Consider the following 16,925-nt stretch of genomic DNA (forward strand, 5'->3'; position numbering starts at 1 on the left):
TCGTTGGGCGATGACCGGTTAAATCGACAGTGTTTTCACGCGGCGGCCGCCGTAGGCGAAATTCACGATCGCGCGGGTACCCATGATCGCGGTGAACATGGAGGTGAGAATCCCGATGGACAGAGTCACCGCGAAGCCCTTCACCGGTCCGGTACCGATGCCCCAGAGGATAAAGGCAACGATCAGCGTGGTGATGTTGGCGTCCATGATGGTGACGAAGGCGCGGTCAAAGCCGGCATTGATGGCCTGCTGGGGCGACATGCCGTTGCGCAGCTCCTCGCGGATGCGGGAGAAGATCAGCACGTTCGCGTCCACCGCCATACCCACCGTCAGCACGATACCGGCCATGCCGGGCAGGGTGAGGGTGGCGCCGAGGATGGACATGGCCGCGGCGATGAGCACCACGTTCATGGCCAGGGCAAAGTTCGCCGCAATGCCGAACACCTTGTAATAGGCCAGCATGAAGACCACCACCAAAGCCATACCGATCAGAATCGACGTAACACCCGCGTCGATGTTCTGCTGCCCCAGGGACGGGCCGATGGTGTGCTCTTCCACAAAGGTCATGGGCGCGGCCAGGGCGCCGGAGCGCAGCAGCAGGGCCAGTTCCGAAGCGTATTGGGGGCTGTCCAGACCGGTGATCTGGAAGCGCACCCCCAGGGGCTCGCGGATGTTGGCCAGGCTGATGATCTTCTTGTCCTGGGTCTGGCGCACCACCGGCACCTGCTCACCGTCCTCGTTGGTGCGGTAGCTGGTCTCGGTCTTGGTTTCGATGAACAGGGTGCCCATGTTGCGGCCCACATTGTTGCGGGTGGCCATGCTCATGCGGGTACCGCCGGCGCTGTCCAGGGTGATGGACACCTGGGGCCGGTTATCGCGGGAATCGAAGCCGGCCTGGGCATTGGCCACCGAGTCCCCGGTAATGATGATGTCCTCTTCCAGCCACACGCCGCCCCGCAGGCGTTGCTCCTCCGGGTCCATGTATTCGAACTGCTCCTTGCTGGAGACCAGTCCGCCGGGCTCCGCTTCCAGGCGGAACTCCAGGTTGGCGGTACGGCCGATGATGCGCTTGGCTTCCGTGGTGTCCTGCACGCCCGGCAGCTCCACAACGATGCGGTTGCTGCCCTGCTTGGCCACCAGGGGCTCGGATACCCCGATCTCATTCACCCGGTTGCGCAGGGTGGTGAGGTTCTGGTTCACCGCGTAATCTTCGATTTCCTGCACGGCAAGCTCAGTGAGATTCATGCGCAGTTCGTACTCGTCCCCGGCGTTGCGGGAGACGCGCTCCAGCTCCGGCAGTTCACGGCGTACGATGGTATCGGCCCGGCTGCGGTCCTCCTGATCGCTGAAGCGCGCCACGATCACGCCATCGCGGTTCAGGTCGACGGAGCGGTAGCGAACCCGGTCGGCGCGCAGCAGGCGGCGGATTTCACTGGCGGTGGTTTCCTGGCGCTTCTCGATGGCAGCGTCCGTATCCACCTCCAGGAGAAAGTGCACCCCGCCGGCAAGGTCCAGCCCCAGCTTGAGGGGCTGGCCGCCAATGCTGGCCAGCCAGTCGGGGGTAGTGGTCACGCGGTTGAGGGCCACCACATAGTCGCCGCCCAGGGCGCTTTCGATGGCGCGTTTTGCGGGGAGCTGGTCTTCCGCCTCGTGGAGCCGGATCAGCGCGGCGGATTCACCCAGCTCGCCGCGGATGAACTCGATGCCCGCCCCCTCCAGAGCGCGGGTGGCCTGGTCCAGCACCCGCTGGGAGACGTTTTCACCGCTGGTCTGGCTGGCGATCTGCACCGCCGGATCCTGGGGGAAGATGTTGGGCAGTGCGTAAAGCACCCCGAAGGCCACCACAAAGAAGATGAGAAGGTTTTTCCAGAGAGGATATCGATTCAACATAGCTGATCCGGTTCGCTGCAGCCCGTCGGCCGCGCATAGTTCACTGTCGTTCGTGCTGCTGTTGGAAACATGGGTTGAGTCAGAGGAGGGTCAACTCACGCGTTTGTTATCCGGGGCCCCAGGTAAGCGTAGGCGGCACCCGTCTTCTTGTAAAAGTGCGGGATTATACAGGCCCGGGAAGGCCAGTCCCACCGGCGACGGTGGGCGTTGCATGTAGATGGAGGCGCCGCCAGGGGTTTTCAAGCGCTCACGCTCAGCCATTATCCTCGCCGGAAGCCGTGCGGGGCGCCTGACGGGCATAGAACTCCGCCACGTAATCCTCCAGCCGGCCGGCGCCGATGGCCTCGCGCAGCTCCGCCATCAGCACCTGGTAATGGTGCAGGTTGTGGATGGTGTGGAGCTGGGCGGCCAGAATTTCGCCACAGCGGTCCAGGTGCTGGAGGTAGGAGCGGCTGAAATGCCGGCAGGTGTAGCAGGTGCAGCTCTCGTCCAGGGGCCGGGTATCACTGCGGTATTTGGCGTTACGAATCTTGATCACCCCTTCGCGCACAAACAGGTGCCCGTTGCGGGCGTTGCGGGTGGGCATGACGCAATCGAACATGTCCACGCCCCGGCGCACGGCCTCCACGATGTCCGCCGGCTTGCCCACGCCCATCAGGTAGCGGGGCCGGTCCGCCGGCAGTTGGGGCGCCGTATGCTCGAGGATGCGGATCATGTCCTCCTTCGGCTCCCCTACCGAGAGGCCGCCGATGGCATAGCCGTCAAAGCCGATCTCCGTCAGCCCGCGCTGGCTTTCGTCCCGCAGCCCTTCGTACATGCCGCCCTGCACAATGCCGAACAGGGCCGCCTGATTGCCTTCGTGAGCCTTTTTGCTGCGCTCGGCCCAGCGCAAAGACAGCTCCATGGAGGCGCGCGCCTCCTTCTCCGTAGCCGGGTACGGAGTGCACTCGTCAAAGATCATCACAATGTCGGAGCCCAGTTCCCGCTGGACCTGCATGGAGCGCTCCGGGTCCAGGAACACGGGGCTGCCGTCCACCGGCGAGCGGAAGGACACGCCCTTCTCCGTCACCTTGCGCAGCTTGCCCAGGCTGAACACCTGGAAGCCGCCGGAATCCGTCAGGATGGGCCCCTGCCACTGCATGAAATCGTGCAGATCTCCATGGGCCTGAATCACCTCGGTGCCCGGTCGCAGCATCAGGTGGAAGGTGTTGCCGAGAATGATCTGCGCTCCGATTTGCTCGATATCCCGCGGCAGCATGCCCTTGACCGTACCGTAAGTGCCCACAGGCATGAAGGCCGGCGTGTTCACCGTGCCGCGCGGCGCCTTGTTGCCGCCACCCGGGAACTGGATCTCACCCAGGCGGGCCCGGCCGTCGGTGGTTTTCACGGTAAAGGAAAAGGCTGCACTCACTGGTTCATTCCTGTTGTGGGCTGTGATCGGCGGACGGACGAGGGCTGCCCTCGTCAGGGCTGTCCGGGTTTGAGTTGCGGGTGATGAACATGGCATCCCCGTAACTGAAGAAGCGGTAGCGCTCCTTAACCGCCTCGCTGTAAGCATTCATGGTCGCGCGGTAGCCGGCGAAGGCCGACACCAGCATCATCAACGTGGACTCGGGCAGATGGAAGTTGGTCACCAGGGCATCCACAACCCGAAACTGGTACGAAGGGAAGATGAAGATGTTGGTCTCACCCTGGAAGGGCGCAATCTCCCCGCCCCCGGCGGCGGTTTCCAGGCAGCGCACGGTGGTGGTCCCCACCGCTATCACCCGCTTGCCCACCGCCCGTGTGGCGCGCACCGCTTCGCACACCGCGGGGGAAACGTCCATGACTTCGCTGTGCATGGCGTGTTCCCGGATGTCGTCCACCCGCACCGGCTGAAAAGTCCCGGCGCCCACATGCAAGGTCACAAAGGCCGTGTTGACGCCTTTGTCCGCCAGTTGCGCCATCAGCGCACCATCAAAATGGAGCCCCGCCGTGGGCGCCGCCACCGCGCCCTGCTTGCGGCTGTACACGGTCTGGTAGCGCTCGGCGTCTTCCTCGGTGGCGCTGCGCTCTATGTAGGGTGGCAAGGGGATTTGCCCCAGGGTTTCCAGCACATCCAGCAGCCGGCGGGTACCCGGGAGTTGCAGTTCGAACAGGTCGCCCTGGCGGCCCAGCACTTCCAGCACGCTGTCGTCCTCCAGAACCAGTTCGCTGCCCGCCCTCGGCGCGCGACTTGCGCGCACATGAGCCAGAGCGCGTTGCTCGTCGATGATCCGCTCCACCAGAATCTCCACCTTGCCGCCGCTGGCCTTGCGGGCAAACAGCCGCGCGGGAATCACGCGGGTGTCGTTGAAGACCATCAGGTCCCCTGCCTCCAGCTTGCTCAGCAGGTCCGGAAACTGGCGGTGCTCGATCGCGCCGGTTTCACCGCTCAGGCAGAGCAGGCGGCTGCCCCGCCGCTCTTCGGTGGGGCGCGAGGCAATCAGCTCATCGGGAAGGTAGTAATAGAAGTCCTGGCGTTTCATGGGGGCGGCGTTGCAAAGGGGGCGACAGGGTAGCGGAAATCACCCCCGAGGCCAACGGGGACGGCCCCCTCACGTAGATGTCACTCCACCTCTTCGTGATAACCGGCCACGCGCAGCTTGATGTGGATGTCCTGGTCGCTGTCGTTTTTGAGATACCAGCCGTGAATGCCATCGAAGGGCGCGACCAGCGCCCCCTGCTCTCGGCCGTCCGTGTGAATCTTGTAGAACATGACGGTGCCCGGCTCCTCTCCCACCCGGTCCGTGTGGCCATGAAACTCCGCCGTCAGCAGTTCCGGCTTGTCCATCTCGACGGACCACTCATAGACAATGCTATCGCCTTCATTCAGGGCCAGCTTGAACTCCCGGGCCGACTGATTCAGCACCAGAATCTCGTACTCGCTCTCCTGATAGCTGCGCTCGCTTTCGTAGTAGGTGTGGTCCGCCAGCGGAACGTCGATCCAGTCCCCCTCCTGCCCGCTGCAGGCACTGATCAGCAGGGCCGTTATAAGGAGGGTTGGCCGGGGAGTTCGAAACAGTCGTGAGTACATGGTTGATCCCGTGTTCGTTAATCAGGTTGTTGGTTAATCAGATATCGGGGCGGGACTCTGGTGCAGTGAGGCCGGTGGCCGGCTCCGTCGTGCACTGCGCTGCCGCCACCACAGTCGCGTGCGACGCGCAGCCAGCACAATGGCCGTGCAGGACACAAAGATCCCCGCCACATTCAGAACAATCATCACCAGATCCCAGAGCGGACGTCGCGTAAGAAGCGCGTGAAAATCGAGACTGTGCAGGCCGTTGTACAGCCAGCGCTGCACCCGGTCGGTGGCCGTCAGCCGGTTGAGCACCTGGCCGGTGGCCGGGTCGATGTGAAACCAGGTTCGGGCTTCGTCGGCAAACTCGACCCGGTAAACGGGTAGCGGCCGCTGACGATGGTGGCGGCTGTAGTAATAGTTGTCGGAACTGGACAGGAGCTTCCAGGAGCGAATGGCCGCATCGGGCAGCAGCCGGGGCACAGCGGCACGGATGTGCGCGGCAAAGGCTTCCGTATCCCGCGTGCCGCCCAATAGCAAACGAGCCTCCCCGGGGACGGCACGGGCGATGAAATAACCTTGCCCGCTCAGTTGCGCCCACTCCAACTCCTTGATGCCCCCAGCGCGCGGCGAGCGGGCCAGGTGCGCGAGAATCTCCTGGGCCCCCGCTGCCTGCAAGGGCCCGCCGGTGTAGCGCTGAATCTGCTCACGGGGGGAGGTTCTATTGTCGAAGACGCCCCAGGGGTTCATGGACAGCAAGCCGCTGAACAGAAACGTGCAAAGAAACACTGCGGTCAACAGCCCAAGCAGGTGATGCCACTTCTGCCAACCCGTGTATGGGGTAGTACGTCCGCCACGGTAACGGCGCCGGAGCCGCAGGCGCTGCACGCCGGCGAAAACACCCGTGACCAGGACCAGCATCCCCGCCACGCTCAGGTAAATCACCACATTGGCCCAGGCCCCCGGATGCCGGCGCAGCTGCATGGGGTACAACCAATGGACCGTGGAGCCGACCCAGTTCCAGGCCCGTTCGCGCACGGTGGTATCGCGCACCAGCTCCCCGCTCACCTGGGAAACGTACACGACCGTACCCCGTTCATCTTCGAGGCCGACCTTGTGCAGTGGCCGCAGGGCATTGAGGCCGCCGGAGACCGTCCATTGATCCATGTGAATCTGGCCCAGGTGCACCGCCGGGCTGCCCGGGCGGAACCGGTTCGCCACCTGCTCCGCCTCGCCAGGACGCAGCCCTGTGAAGTGGCTGCCGTCGTCGGCAAACACCGTGAAGCGTTCGCCGCCGACCTTCAGCCGGTACACCGGGCGCCCCAGCAGAGTGCTTATTGTCAGGGACTCAAGCGTGCCGGCCCCGGGCAGGTCCGCCAGCACCTGCGCGAGCGGTACTTTGATGTGCTCCGGTTCCAGATCCGCCAGGGCACCGAGCCGCTCGCTGTCGGTCAGCGCCGGGTACGGCACATACATCATCACGATGCCCGAGGCGAACCACAGCAGGAACAGGAGGCCAAGGGCGATACCCAGCCAGCGGTGCAGCAGGAAGATCCAGCGTTTGAGGGATTTCAGCACGGCGCGGGCGTCAGAAGCGCATCTCAAAGCCCACCTCGAAGGCGCGCGGCTCGGCGAAGAGCCACTGTGACGCACCGTAGCTGGAAAGCACGTAGTCCTTCTCGTTGTTCAGGTTGCGGCCGCGGGCGAAGGCCGTGACCGAATCGCTGGCCTGCCAATGGACGCTGGCGTCCAGCACCGTGTAGGCCGGCAACTGCTCCGCATTGCTGTTGCTGCTGTAACGCTCATCCACATACCGCAACCCGGCGCCGGCCTCCCAGCCTGGGGCGAAGGACCAGTCCGCCCAGAGATTGGCGGTCCACTCGGGGACGTGGGGCGGCGTGTTGCCGGACAGCCCGGCGAAATCGTCAAACTCCGCGTCGGTCCAGGCCAGGTTCAGGCTCAGGGCCAGCGCATCCACCGGGCGCAACCCGAAACCCAGCTCCACCCCGCGGGAGGATTGCTCACCGATCTGCTCTACCGGGCCGCCCATCACCTCCTGGGTGAACAGGTTGCGCTTGCGAATGGAGTACAGGGCCACCGTGGATTCGCCCCGCCCGCCCCAGAACCCGTACTTGGCGCCCACCTCGAACTGCTCGGCTTCGGTCAGGTCCAGCTCCTGCGCGTCCACGTTCAGTGAGGCCAGCGAGCCGATGGCATCCGGTGAGGTGCTGTACTGGGCGTAAAGGCTCAATGAATCCTGCAGGCGATAGACCGTACCGAGCCGCCAGGACAGCTCCGAGAACCCGGCATCGAAAAAGCCCGCCGCCTGGCCGTTGCTGCGGGCCCGGTCCGCGCGCTCGAAATCCACCCGGTCGTAACGGCCGCCGATCACAACGCTCCAGCGCTCGGTAATGTTGAGCACATCGTCGAAGAACACCGCGTACTGGCCCAGATCCGTCACGTAGTCCAGCGTGGTTTCGTCCACGGGCAAAAAGTACCCCGGCTCGAAACCGGTCACGGGCACCCGGGACTCACCCCCGTAGGGCGAGTTGTTGTAGTGGGCAAAGTCCGACTGGTTGAACTCCACTCCGACGGTCAGCTTGTTCTCCATGCCCGCCAGATCGAAGTCGAACAGCAGGTCGGAGCGGGAGCCCACCTGCTCCTGGTCGTGAAGGATCTCCAGGTAGAAGGAGCGGTCCACCGCGCCGCTGGCCTCGTTGTAGGCGTAGGTTTCCAGGTTGCGCCAGTGGCGCTCCGCATCCATGTAGTAGCTGTTGTGCCGAAAGCTCACCGTGTCGGACAGCCGCCACTCCAGTTGCACCCGGGGCCAGAGGTCCCGGTATTCCACCAGGGCATCGCGTACGTTGTAATTGCTCTTGCGCATGCGCTCGCTGGCCCGACCATTGATCAACGGCGTGCCGAAGTACGGGGCCGCCTCCACATCCGCGTAATCCATGCTGACTTTTACGCTCAGGTCTTCACTGGGGCGGTACAGCACGGACGCGGCGGCCGCATCGCGCTGCTCCTCCGCGCGCTCCACGTAACCATCCTTGCGGTGGTGGATGCCGTCCACCCGATAGGCCAGCGTATCCGACAACTGCCCCCCGGCTCCCAAGCCGACGCGACGGGCGCCATAGCTGCCGCTGGAGACCAGGGCGGACATCTCGCTATCCCCAAAGCGCGGCGCGCGGGGCAGGTAATTGATGGTGGCGCCCGTGGCACCGATGCCGTGAATCACCGAACCGGGCCCGCGCAACACCTCCACCCGCTCCAGCAGCCAGGTATCCGTGGGGAAGGTCACACTGCCGGCGCCCACGTACAGGCGGTTGCCGTCGTAACTGGTCACGACGGAACCGTGCCCACCAAAGCCACGGGCGGAAACCGAACTGCCGCCGTTGCCCGGGCTGGCGCTGGAGACCATGCCTGTGGAACGAGTCACGGTGGACAGCACATCGTAGTCGCCACGCCGGGCCATGCTCTCCTGGTCGATCACATCCACACTGGCGGGCAACTCGAACACCGACAGGCCCAGGCGCCCGCCGACGCCGGTGTTTTCCTCCAGATGCAGGCTGGACCGGCGCGAATGGTCGTACACAATAATCTCGTCGATGGCCGGCGCGCTCTCACGCCCATCCGCCGCAGCGGCCCCCACCGGCCCAAGGCCCAACATCGCCACGGCCATTGCGCCAAGGCCCCTGCCCAATTCTGATCTATCGTCCGTCATGTCTCGCTCCAATACATCGGGAGCGATGCAGGCTATGAGCGGCACCACGGCCGGGCAAGAACGGGCAGGTTGGGAAACGGTTAAAGGACGCGGTTAACGTTAACAGAATCGTTAACGGAGCCCCTCGATCCGTGCAGGCCCGGCGGTTCGGTGGCAAGAAATGTAAACGCGGCTGATCGGCAAAACTCAGCTGTTACACTCAGGCGCCGAACACCTCATCAATTCACTGAACGGGATTGGAAGTATGAAAATAAGAAGTGTTGTTGCTGCTCTCGCCACCGCGGCTGCTGTTTCGGCGCCCCTTTACGGGCAGGCCGAGTCCGCTGAGGACTACCTGCATATGAACAAGACCGTGGAGACCCTGGCCGCCGACAAGCCGGTGTTCGGCGTATTCACCGGCAACTTCTCCCTCGCCAACGCGCGAGCACTGGCCCGCTCCGGCCTGGACTACCTCTTCATCGACATGGAGCACACCCCCATGAACATGGAGACCTTGCAGACCTTCCTGCTGGGCATGACCGACAAGGCCGCCGTAGCCAAGAACGGGCACGCGCAAATGGCCGTGACACCGCTGGTGCGCATCCCCATGAACGGCCGCGAAAACCTGCAATGGCAGGTGAAGCAGGTGCTGGATGCCGGCGCTTACGGGGTGGTCTTCCCCTATGTGGAAACCCGCGAACAGGCGGAAAACGCCATCCGCGCCATGCGCTACCCCCAGGCCCGTGGCGACAAAGCCATGGAACCCGCCGGCCTGCGCGGCCTCTCCCCCGGTATCCCGAGCTGGTTCTGGGGCGTGCGGGACTACGTACAGCGCGCGGACGTCTGGCCCCTGGACCCCAAAGGTGACCTGCTGGCGGTAATCCAAATCGAATCCAAGGAGGGCGTGGACAACATCGAGGAAATCGCCTCCGTGCCCGGCATTGGCGCCATTTTCATCGGCCCCGCCGACCTCTCCATGTCTCTCGGCGTCCCCTTCCAGACCAACCACCCGGACATGAAGGCCGCCATGGACAAGGTCCTGAACGTCTGCAAGAAGCGCGACATCCCCTGTGGCCTCACCACCAACAGCCGCACCGTGGAGGACTACCTGGACCAGGGCTACTCCTTCGTGACCGTGGGCTACTGGAACGACGCCGGCATCTCCGACGAACCCAGCCGCGCCCTGGGCATCGCCCGCAAGGCCGCCGGCCGCGACTAAGCCCCAGCGGCGCTCAAATGTTGGGTTACGGCCTCCGGCCTAACCCAACCTACCCACCTTTCCTTTTCCATTGACCCCTGACCGACCCCTGCTATAATCTCGCCCCTCTTCGATCCGGGCCCGCTCCGCCGCCACCGCGGCCACACCGCCCCGTAGGTTGGGTTAGCGAAGCGTAACCCAACAGTCGATACACGATCGAAACAGTCAATGCCAGAGTGGTGAAATTGGTAGACACAGGGGATTCAAAATCCCCCGGGGTAAAACCCGTGCCGGTTCGAGTCCGGCCTCTGGTACCATACAAATCATAGGCTTACGCAGCCCCCTTCTTTTTTGCCAACCCTCGAGGCAGTGCTGGTAGACGAATAGTAGACGACCGTCAGCCCGCTCATGCTCTTCTGTCCGTGTCCCGTTCGGGCCGCCTGTAAACATCTCATTCTGACACGCCTCGCATCGCCAGAATTCATTCGCTTTTATTCCTGGTCGATCCTCCCCCAAGGCTTGTTGCGGATTCTTGCCCTCGAAAGCAGGTGGGCTTAGAAGAGCGGTATTGATCAGCTAGAGAAGTAACGTGTACCCTTGCCTCTCCACAGCAAACACGTAAGCTCTGATCATGTACGATCAGTCATTCACTAAGTCCGGCCTTGGCGCTCTTTTACGGAGCAGTGACTTCTCCAGGCATGCAAGCTCGCTTTCACCCTCTAATCGCCTAATGCTTTTAGAGCGGGCGTCCTCACTAGCGAAAAATGGCTTCGATAAAAGCATTTCTATCTCAGCTCACTCTGTAAAGGGAAAGGTGATAGTTCGGCTCAAGGATTTCGCCGAAGAGCTGGTCCTTAGAAAGGCCGCCTACAACATCCAGACCCTTACCAACGTCAAGCAAGCCGACCGCAATCGGATAGTGGCGAACCTTATACTTCTGCTCGAAGAGAACATCGACTACCGGGTATACAGGTTAGACATTCGCAAGTTCTTCGAGAGCGTGGATACCGATCACCTCGTAGAAGGGCTTCGACAGGACCCTCTCGTTTCGCGTCCTACGTACAAGGTCGTTTCCTCGTTTTTCGATAAAATCACCAGCTCTGGATACAGAGGGTTACCACGCGGCCTCGCATTGAGTTCAGTCCTATGCGAGCTCATCATGCGTGATTTCGACGGTTCCATTCGGGAGCAGACGGATGTTTTCTGCTACGCTCGCTTCGTAGACGACATGATCTTGATTACGAGCGGAAAGGAATGCGCCGAAGGATTTATCGAATCTATTGAAGAACGACTACCCAAAGGGTTATACCTAAACAAGGCCAAGACTGACCACCACCTGGTGACCTTCAAGAAGACTAAGAAGCCCCCCTTTTACCGGGCGCACTTTGACTTCCTCGGATACAGGCTAGAAATAGAGGACCCACAGGAGGGCCGGAATTTCAAGCGTAGGGTGTCTGTAGATATTGCGGATAAGAAACTACGAAAAATTAAAACCCGCGGCGTTAGGGCCTGCATCGATTACTTGAGAAATCCGGATTTCGGTTTATTGCTTGACCGGTTCCGTTACCTTTCTTCCAACCACCCAGTATTCGATCCAGACGAAGAAAGCCAACGCCTCGCTGGCATCTATTACAATTATCGCCACGTCACCTTTCGCCAATCAAAGGGACTGCCGGATCTTGATAGATTCTTTCGAGGGGTTCTCCTTGGACGAAGAACAGCAATATCGAAAGACCTTTATCGAAAGCTGTCACGAAACCAGAGGGCGCAACTTCTCTCGTGTAGATTTACCTCCGGGTTTGCCCACAAGCCCATCTACAACTTTGGAAAGCACCGACTTGAGCAAATTGTTAAGTGTTGGAAGCATGTCTAGAAAATTTATCCAAACGGACAAGAAAGACTACCTCAGAGCACTCCTTACCGATACCTCTCCCTACGAAACACCGTTGATTTTTTCGAATTATGGCCTTTATACGAACATAGAAAGTTGGCAAAACTCCGAAAACATCGACTCCTGTTTAGCAACCATTTGCGAAGCAATCTTTGAAAAACGTACGTACACCAAGCCCTACTTGTACAAAATAAATAAAGGCGGAGGAAGTCTTCGCACACTGTCCCTCATACACCCAGCATCGCAGCTCTCCTATGCAGAATTCTACCGCCGATACGCCAGCTTGGTATGCTTCTATTGCGCTGAAAGCAAAACGTCGATTCGCGCACCAATCAAAATAGGCAATAAATATTACATCCCAAGATACCACGCAGCACTAGCCAAGTATCGAAGAGACAAGATCGACACCCTCGTCGACGACCACACTAGCCGATTCTCGACATCCTATTTTGCCTACTCGAACTACAGTCGCTTACATAAATTTATAGAATCACACGAGTATATTAAGCTAGAGAGTCGCTATCCCTTTATGATGATGCTTGACATAAGCAGATGTTTCGATTCTGTCTACACTCACAGCATCACATGGGCAACTAAAAACAAAAATTTCGCCAAGGAAATCAAAACCAGGGACTCCGCTTTCGGCAATCAGTTTGACAAGGTTATCTCAAGGTCAAACGACGGAGAAACCAATGGAATACCGATAGGGCCAGAATTTTCTCGAGTTTTTGCCGAGATAATCCTGGAGTCTGTCGATCAAGCGGTGATGAAAAGGGTTGCGGGACTAGGTTGGACCCTAGGGAAGGATTACCTCATCAGGCGTTATGTCGATGATTACTTCTTGTACTCCAACACAAAGGAAATAGAAAAATGTGTAGCAGGTGTTGTCACAGATACGCTCGGGGACTACAAGCTCACCATAAACGGGAGTAAAACAGAGAATTATATAAGGCCATTCCAGACACCGAGATCCACCTTGATGAAGAAGATGTCTGACGAACTGTCGCATCTTTTTTCAAGAATTTTAACAACCCGCGAAGACAACAGTACATTCCCTAAGCATGTACATAGGAAAGGTGGCGTCAGTAGAGATTTTATCGCAAGGGTAAAAGGTATTTGCAAAGATTATGAACAGCCCTATTCCGCTGTTGGCCCTTACGCTATATCCGCAATTTTCTCTAGAATCGTAAAGCTTGTTGGATCTTCCGAACTAAAAAAAGAAGGAATAGAGGGCGGAGAGTATCAGCGAGTTTTCGAAGTGCTGTGCGAAATAGCTTTCTTCTTCTACGCGGTCGCCCCACTTGTCTCCGCATCCTATCAGATAGGTAAAATACTAGTATTGACGACGAGGTTCTTTGAAGTTAATGCTGCCGACTCCGCAGATTCAGTTAAGCAATTCATTTATGACAAATGCGTCAGAATACTGAACGCCCCTGGATTTGTTGCACCGGATTACGTTCACAATCATATTACCTTGGAGAAAATCAATCTGTTGGTTGCCATGGCCGAACTGGGCCGAGATTACGCTGTTCCACAAGAGTTCATCGAAACAAAGGTAGTTGGCAGCAAAGAGCTTGGGTACTTTGAGATCATATCGCTGCTCTTCTACATTAAGGGTGAGAGTGAGTATAGAAATGTCCGTGAAAAATTAGAAATTCGAGTGCTAGAGCTTCTGGACCGCGTCGAGGACGTAGAAGAAGACTCAGCGAAGGCGCACCTATTCTTGGATGTGATCGCGTGCCCCTATGTTAGCGAGGCATTAAGGAAACAGCTACTACAGAAATTCCGGTCGGCGAACGGACTAGGCGCGTTGTCGCCAGCAGAGCTTTCGAAGGAAGCCGAGCAACATCTCGAACATTCGTGGTTTGTAAACTGGCGCAAGATTGATCTACTAAACGCCTTGGAGAAAAAGGAATTGAAGCCATCCTACTGAGGAATATATACTGCCGAGCTGGAGTGGGCACAACATCAGTTCCACCAAGTAGCTTTGTTCCTTTTTAGTTCCCACTGAACAGGCCGAGTTACCTGGTCGTTCTTCTCTTCCGGCCTGGAGGGGCGCAACCCCACCAGCAAAGAAGAGCGGAGCAGAATTCGTTCTGCACACACCCGATACTGTGAGTGCCCATTCCACTTCTCTCCAGCTCAATCTTATCGACATCTCTCTCCGGGCGAAGTTTAGTCAACTTCATGCGCTTCTACTTCGTGGTTGGATTTAACGCCAGTTTGGTGCGTACAGTTATTGACAAAAAGAAAGAAAGGGACAGATTTATTTTTCGGGTACGTCCAAGAAGAATGGTCGAGCAAATCTCCAATTGCTCGATCGTAAGTCTTCCCCCGCCATCGCCCTACCGCTGCACATAAGGCAAAATCTGCCTCACCAACTCGCCAGGATCGTACTGGCAGGCATCACACACCAACAGCACTTCGACAAACGTAAGTTTCCGCTCTCCCCTCTCATACTTGGAAACGAAGCTCTGCGGCACACCGAGCCGCGCTCCCAGGTCTTGCTGGCGCAAACCAGCCCCTATCCGGATGGCCTTCAGTTCCGTCCGGAGTACTTCGTAGCTCTTGTCCCAATTCTTCGCCAGCATGCGGGAATTGGACATCCGTTTTTGGGATATACCATTTCGGGTTATGGTTTGTTAGTATCCGATTTTGGGATACGGCGTGAGACGCCATTCAGGAGGGACACTCGTGCAACCAAAGAACTACAAACCCACCACCGACTTGAAAGAATCCGCAGCCCTGGAAGACGAGATCTTCCTGCAGATGGACAAGCTCCTGGCCCTCTGTGTGGCCCAGACGGCTCTCACCGAAGGCGAGCAGGAGTTGGCTCTGGGGACGCGGAGCTACTACGCCCTGGTGGTGGAGGAGCAGGCCCGCAGGGTGCGGGAGACCCTGGCGCGGCTGCTGGGCTGATCAGGCGCTTTATTCCAGCTCCGCCGGGGTTCGTGGGCAGAAACGGTGGTCGTTTGCGCGTCCAGCGGCCGCTGGGATGCCGGTCGTGCTTCGCGGGTTGGCGGTAGGTGGCCAGGGGCGGGGAAGCTCGCTCCGTCGGGGTGGCGCGGGTCTTTTCAGGGACTTTTTTCGGTTTCGCAACTCACAGTAGAGAATCACCCATAACACTCACAGGGAGGTCGTTATGCGAAAACACCTGCTGATTCTGAGCTTGTCCAGCCTGTTGCTTGCACTGCCTGGTGGCGCCGGCGCCCAGACCAACGACGCGGACCAAACGCCGGAACCTCTGAACCTGATGACGGATTCACCGGAGGAAGGCTTCGAGCTGGCCGTTGAACTGGCCCGGCGGGCGGTCACCCGTACGCAGAAGGACAAGGATGTTCTGGTGGTGGGGCGCGGCAAGTACTCCAGGGACGCGGACGCGCTGATCGCTGTCTCCCATGTTGTGGCCGTGCACTTTCAGACCGTGGCGGCGGCCAACAATTACTGGCGCGACTGAGCGGGCCCCGGCAGGCCGGGGGCTGCGGCGTACCGACCTGAAAGTAGCCGCCGCCCTGAAAGACCCGAAACTACTACGCCCTGGTGGTGGAGGAGCAGGCCCGCAAGGTGCGGGAGACCTTGGCGAGCCTGCTGGGCTGATCAGGCGCTTTATTGCTGCTCCGCCGGTTCGTGGGCGGCAAAGGTGGTCATTTGCCCGTCCAGTGCCCGCTGGAATGCCGGTCGGGCTTCGCAGCGCTGGCGGTAGGCGGCCAGGGCGGGGAATCGGGCCAGAACATCCGTGTGGCGCAGAATGCGCAGCACGGTGCTCATCATCAGGTCCGCCACTGTGAAGCGGTCCGCGAGGTAGTCGTCCTCGCCCAGGGCGGCGGCGAGCATTTCCAGGCGGGTATTCAGGGCCTCCTCCACCATCGGGCGACGCTGTTTTGCCCAATCCTCCTCACCGTGGAACACGTCCAGCTCCGTCAGGGCGCTCACGTCGTTCTCCACCGAGTTGAGGGCGGCGAAGAGCCACGTGGTGACCTTCGCGCGGCGGGTCGGGTCCTCGGGCATCAGGGCCGCTGACTGGTGGGCGATGTGCAGGACGATGGCGCCGGATTCGAAGAGTACGAGGTCGTCCTCTTCATAAACAGGCACCTGCCCGAAGGGCTGCTTGGCCAGGTAGTCGGGAACCAGCCGGTTGGGGTGGTCGATGAGGTTGACCTGGTAATCGAAGCCGGCCTCTTCCAGGGCCCAGCGGACGCGCAGGTCGCGGACCAGCCCCTGTGCGAACGGGGGAACCCAGGTATAGGCGCTGATTTTTCGGGTTGTCATGTGCTCATCCCTGTATTGTCGAAGTTGTGGGTGCGAGTGCATCACGCTGCTGAGGCGTGATGGTCAGAGATCAGTCGAGCGGGCGGGGACGAAAACGACAATGTGCGGGATTTTTAACAGGGCAGCGGCAGGCGGGCGACCAGCAGGTCGCCCGCGCGGGTGGAACGTGCCGGGGTCTTAGGCGGGCTCGCCTTCCGGTGAGTTGGCGGCCTCGGGCTGGGCGTCCGGCTTGGGTGCCGGGCGGGGCAGTTGGCGCAGTGCGCCCAGGGAATGAAGGTGGGCGAAGACCCAGCCAACCCAGCCGCGCTGGAACCACTGCTCCAGGGTTTCGCCGGACAGTTTGGCGAACTTCTTGTCATCGATGGCATACAGGCCCTGCAGGCGCACGGAGCCGCCGCTGCCGCCACCCACCTGGGCGTCGAAGGGTATGAGCATGTCCTGTTCCTTCAGGGCCTCGCAGAACGCGCGGGTGCGCTTGATATCGGCATCGTAGGCTTGCAGGAAGTTTACGACCCGGTCCAGTTGCTCGGTGCTCTTGTCGCCGTCGAAGAGCGGCTCGCCCTCTTTCTCCGAGAAGGCCGGGCAGGTCTCATCCAGGCACACTGTTCCGTTTTCGGTCAGGCCAAAGGGATAGCGGCGGATGAAGCCGGGGATGTACTGGCCCCGCCATTTGCCCTCTTCCGTGACCATATCGTGGCCGTCGTTGCGCAGGGACAGCAGGGCTACGGGGCCGTAGTCGCCCTTGGGGGACTTGGTGAAGAGGATGGCGAGGTCGCGACTCGCTTCAAAGAACTCGATGCCGGCCACGGGCACGGAGTTGGCGTGCTTGGAAAAGCTCAGGTCCACCAGCGGCTTGAACTTCAGGTTTTTATGCTTCTCGCGGTTCAGTGGGACCGTCTTCCCGTAAAACAACAACTCACTCATTCTTGGCTCCTCG

General features: G+C 60.0%; 14 protein-coding genes and 1 tRNA gene. 6 read left to right on the forward strand and 9 right to left on the reverse strand.

Annotation, left to right across the window (positions count from 1 at the left end; translation table 11 throughout):
* Positions 1-18: 18 nt before the first annotated feature.
* The 6 genes from secD to ACURWW_RS14890 form a co-directional block, all read right to left on the reverse strand.
* Positions 19-1,890 (reverse strand): protein translocase subunit SecD, encoded by a 1,872-nt coding sequence (gene secD, locus ACURWW_RS14865; protein WP_445617791.1) that lies wholly within the window; start codon positions 1,888-1,890, stop codon positions 19-21.
* 253 nt (positions 1,891-2,143) lie between these two features.
* Complete coding sequence (tgt, locus tag ACURWW_RS14870; protein WP_445617792.1) at positions 2,144-3,301, reverse strand: tRNA guanosine(34) transglycosylase Tgt; 1,158 nt, start codon at positions 3,299-3,301, stop codon at positions 2,144-2,146.
* Between the two features lie 4 nt (positions 3,302-3,305).
* Complete coding sequence (queA, locus tag ACURWW_RS14875; protein WP_445617793.1) at positions 3,306-4,397, reverse strand: tRNA preQ1(34) S-adenosylmethionine ribosyltransferase-isomerase QueA; 1,092 nt, start codon at positions 4,395-4,397, stop codon at positions 3,306-3,308.
* A gap of 80 nt (positions 4,398-4,477) precedes the next feature.
* On the reverse strand, positions 4,478-4,945 hold the full coding sequence (locus tag ACURWW_RS14880) for a hypothetical protein (protein ID WP_445617794.1): 468 nt from the start codon (positions 4,943-4,945) through the stop codon (positions 4,478-4,480).
* 33 nt (positions 4,946-4,978) lie between these two features.
* The gene (locus ACURWW_RS14885) at positions 4,979-6,532 is read right to left on the reverse strand and encodes a PepSY domain-containing protein (protein ID WP_445617795.1); all 1,554 of its coding nucleotides are present in this window, start codon (positions 6,530-6,532) and stop codon (positions 4,979-4,981) included.
* Entirely contained in the window at positions 6,516-8,651 is a 2,136-nt protein-coding gene (locus ACURWW_RS14890; RefSeq protein ID WP_445617796.1) for a TonB-dependent receptor, read from the reverse strand. The genes ACURWW_RS14885 and ACURWW_RS14890 overlap by 17 nt, the downstream gene beginning before the upstream one ends.
* Positions 8,652-8,895: 244 nt before the next feature.
* Here ACURWW_RS14890 and ACURWW_RS14895 point away from each other — a divergent pair, with 244 nt between their 5' ends.
* The 4 genes from ACURWW_RS14895 to drt3b all read left to right on the forward strand — a co-directional run bounded on the left by ACURWW_RS14895 (position 8,896) and on the right by drt3b (position 13,652).
* The gene (locus ACURWW_RS14895; RefSeq protein ID WP_445617797.1) at positions 8,896-9,849 is read left to right on the forward strand and encodes an HpcH/HpaI aldolase family protein; all 954 of its coding nucleotides are present in this window, start codon (positions 8,896-8,898) and stop codon (positions 9,847-9,849) included.
* A gap of 209 nt (positions 9,850-10,058) precedes the next feature.
* Positions 10,059-10,145: transfer RNA gene (locus ACURWW_RS14900), tRNA-Leu, on the forward strand.
* A 314-nt stretch (positions 10,146-10,459) separates the two neighbouring features.
* Positions 10,460-11,701, forward strand: a complete 1,242-nt coding sequence (gene drt3a / locus ACURWW_RS14905) for an antiviral reverse transcriptase Drt3a (protein WP_445617798.1) — start codon at positions 10,460-10,462, stop codon at positions 11,699-11,701.
* Positions 11,694-13,652, forward strand: coding sequence for an antiviral reverse transcriptase Drt3b (gene drt3b / locus ACURWW_RS14910; RefSeq protein WP_445617799.1), 1,959 nt, complete (start codon positions 11,694-11,696; stop codon positions 13,650-13,652). The genes drt3a and drt3b overlap by 8 nt, the downstream gene beginning before the upstream one ends.
* A 412-nt stretch (positions 13,653-14,064) precedes the next feature.
* On the opposite strand, the gene ACURWW_RS14915 is transcribed toward drt3b, so the two are convergent.
* Entirely contained in the window at positions 14,065-14,325 is a 261-nt protein-coding gene (locus ACURWW_RS14915) for a helix-turn-helix domain-containing protein (protein WP_458618508.1), read from the reverse strand.
* A gap of 88 nt (positions 14,326-14,413) precedes the next feature.
* On the opposite strand from ACURWW_RS14915, the gene ACURWW_RS14920 reads away from it, so the two are divergent.
* Positions 14,414-14,638 (forward strand): hypothetical protein, encoded by a 225-nt coding sequence (locus tag ACURWW_RS14920; RefSeq protein WP_445618298.1) that lies wholly within the window; start codon positions 14,414-14,416, stop codon positions 14,636-14,638.
* 223 nt (positions 14,639-14,861) lie between these two features.
* Positions 14,862-15,176: a hexameric tyrosine-coordinated heme protein gene (locus tag ACURWW_RS14925; protein WP_445618299.1), complete on the forward strand. Its 315-nt coding sequence runs from the start codon at positions 14,862-14,864 to the stop codon at positions 15,174-15,176.
* Positions 15,177-15,325: 149 nt separating this feature from the next.
* On the opposite strand, the gene ACURWW_RS14930 is transcribed toward ACURWW_RS14925, so the two are convergent.
* Positions 15,326-15,988: a glutathione S-transferase family protein gene (locus ACURWW_RS14930; RefSeq protein ID WP_445618300.1), complete on the reverse strand. Its 663-nt coding sequence runs from the start codon at positions 15,986-15,988 to the stop codon at positions 15,326-15,328.
* A 177-nt stretch (positions 15,989-16,165) separates the two neighbouring features.
* Positions 16,166-16,912: a SapC family protein gene (locus ACURWW_RS14935; protein ID WP_445618301.1), complete on the reverse strand. Its 747-nt coding sequence runs from the start codon at positions 16,910-16,912 to the stop codon at positions 16,166-16,168.
* Between the last annotated feature and the right edge of the window lie 13 nt (positions 16,913-16,925).

Source organism: Gilvimarinus sp. F26214L (assembly GCF_054401055.1).

Coding starts and splice junctions, on each gene's coding strand:
- ACURWW_RS14915 (WP_458618508.1), bottom strand. CDS start 14,325: ATGTCCAATTCCCGCATGCTGGCGAAGAATTGGGACAAGAGCTACGAA.
- ACURWW_RS14930 (WP_445618300.1), bottom strand. CDS start 15,988: ATGACAACCCGAAAAATCAGCGCCTATACCTGGGTTCCCCCGTTCGCA.
- queA (WP_445617793.1), bottom strand. CDS start 4,397: ATGAAACGCCAGGACTTCTATTACTACCTTCCCGATGAGCTGATTGCC.
- drt3a (WP_445617798.1), top strand. CDS start 10,460: ATGTACGATCAGTCATTCACTAAGTCCGGCCTTGGCGCTCTTTTACGG.
- ACURWW_RS14880 (WP_445617794.1), bottom strand. CDS start 4,945: ATGTACTCACGACTGTTTCGAACTCCCCGGCCAACCCTCCTTATAACG.
- ACURWW_RS14895 (WP_445617797.1), top strand. CDS start 8,896: ATGAAAATAAGAAGTGTTGTTGCTGCTCTCGCCACCGCGGCTGCTGTT.
- ACURWW_RS14925 (WP_445618299.1), top strand. CDS start 14,862: ATGCGAAAACACCTGCTGATTCTGAGCTTGTCCAGCCTGTTGCTTGCA.
- ACURWW_RS14935 (WP_445618301.1), bottom strand. CDS start 16,912: ATGAGTGAGTTGTTGTTTTACGGGAAGACGGTCCCACTGAACCGCGAG.
- drt3b (WP_445617799.1), top strand. CDS start 11,694: ATGTCTAGAAAATTTATCCAAACGGACAAGAAAGACTACCTCAGAGCA.
- secD (WP_445617791.1), bottom strand. CDS start 1,890: ATGTTGAATCGATATCCTCTCTGGAAAAACCTTCTCATCTTCTTTGTG.
- ACURWW_RS14890 (WP_445617796.1), bottom strand. CDS start 8,651: ATGACGGACGATAGATCAGAATTGGGCAGGGGCCTTGGCGCAATGGCC.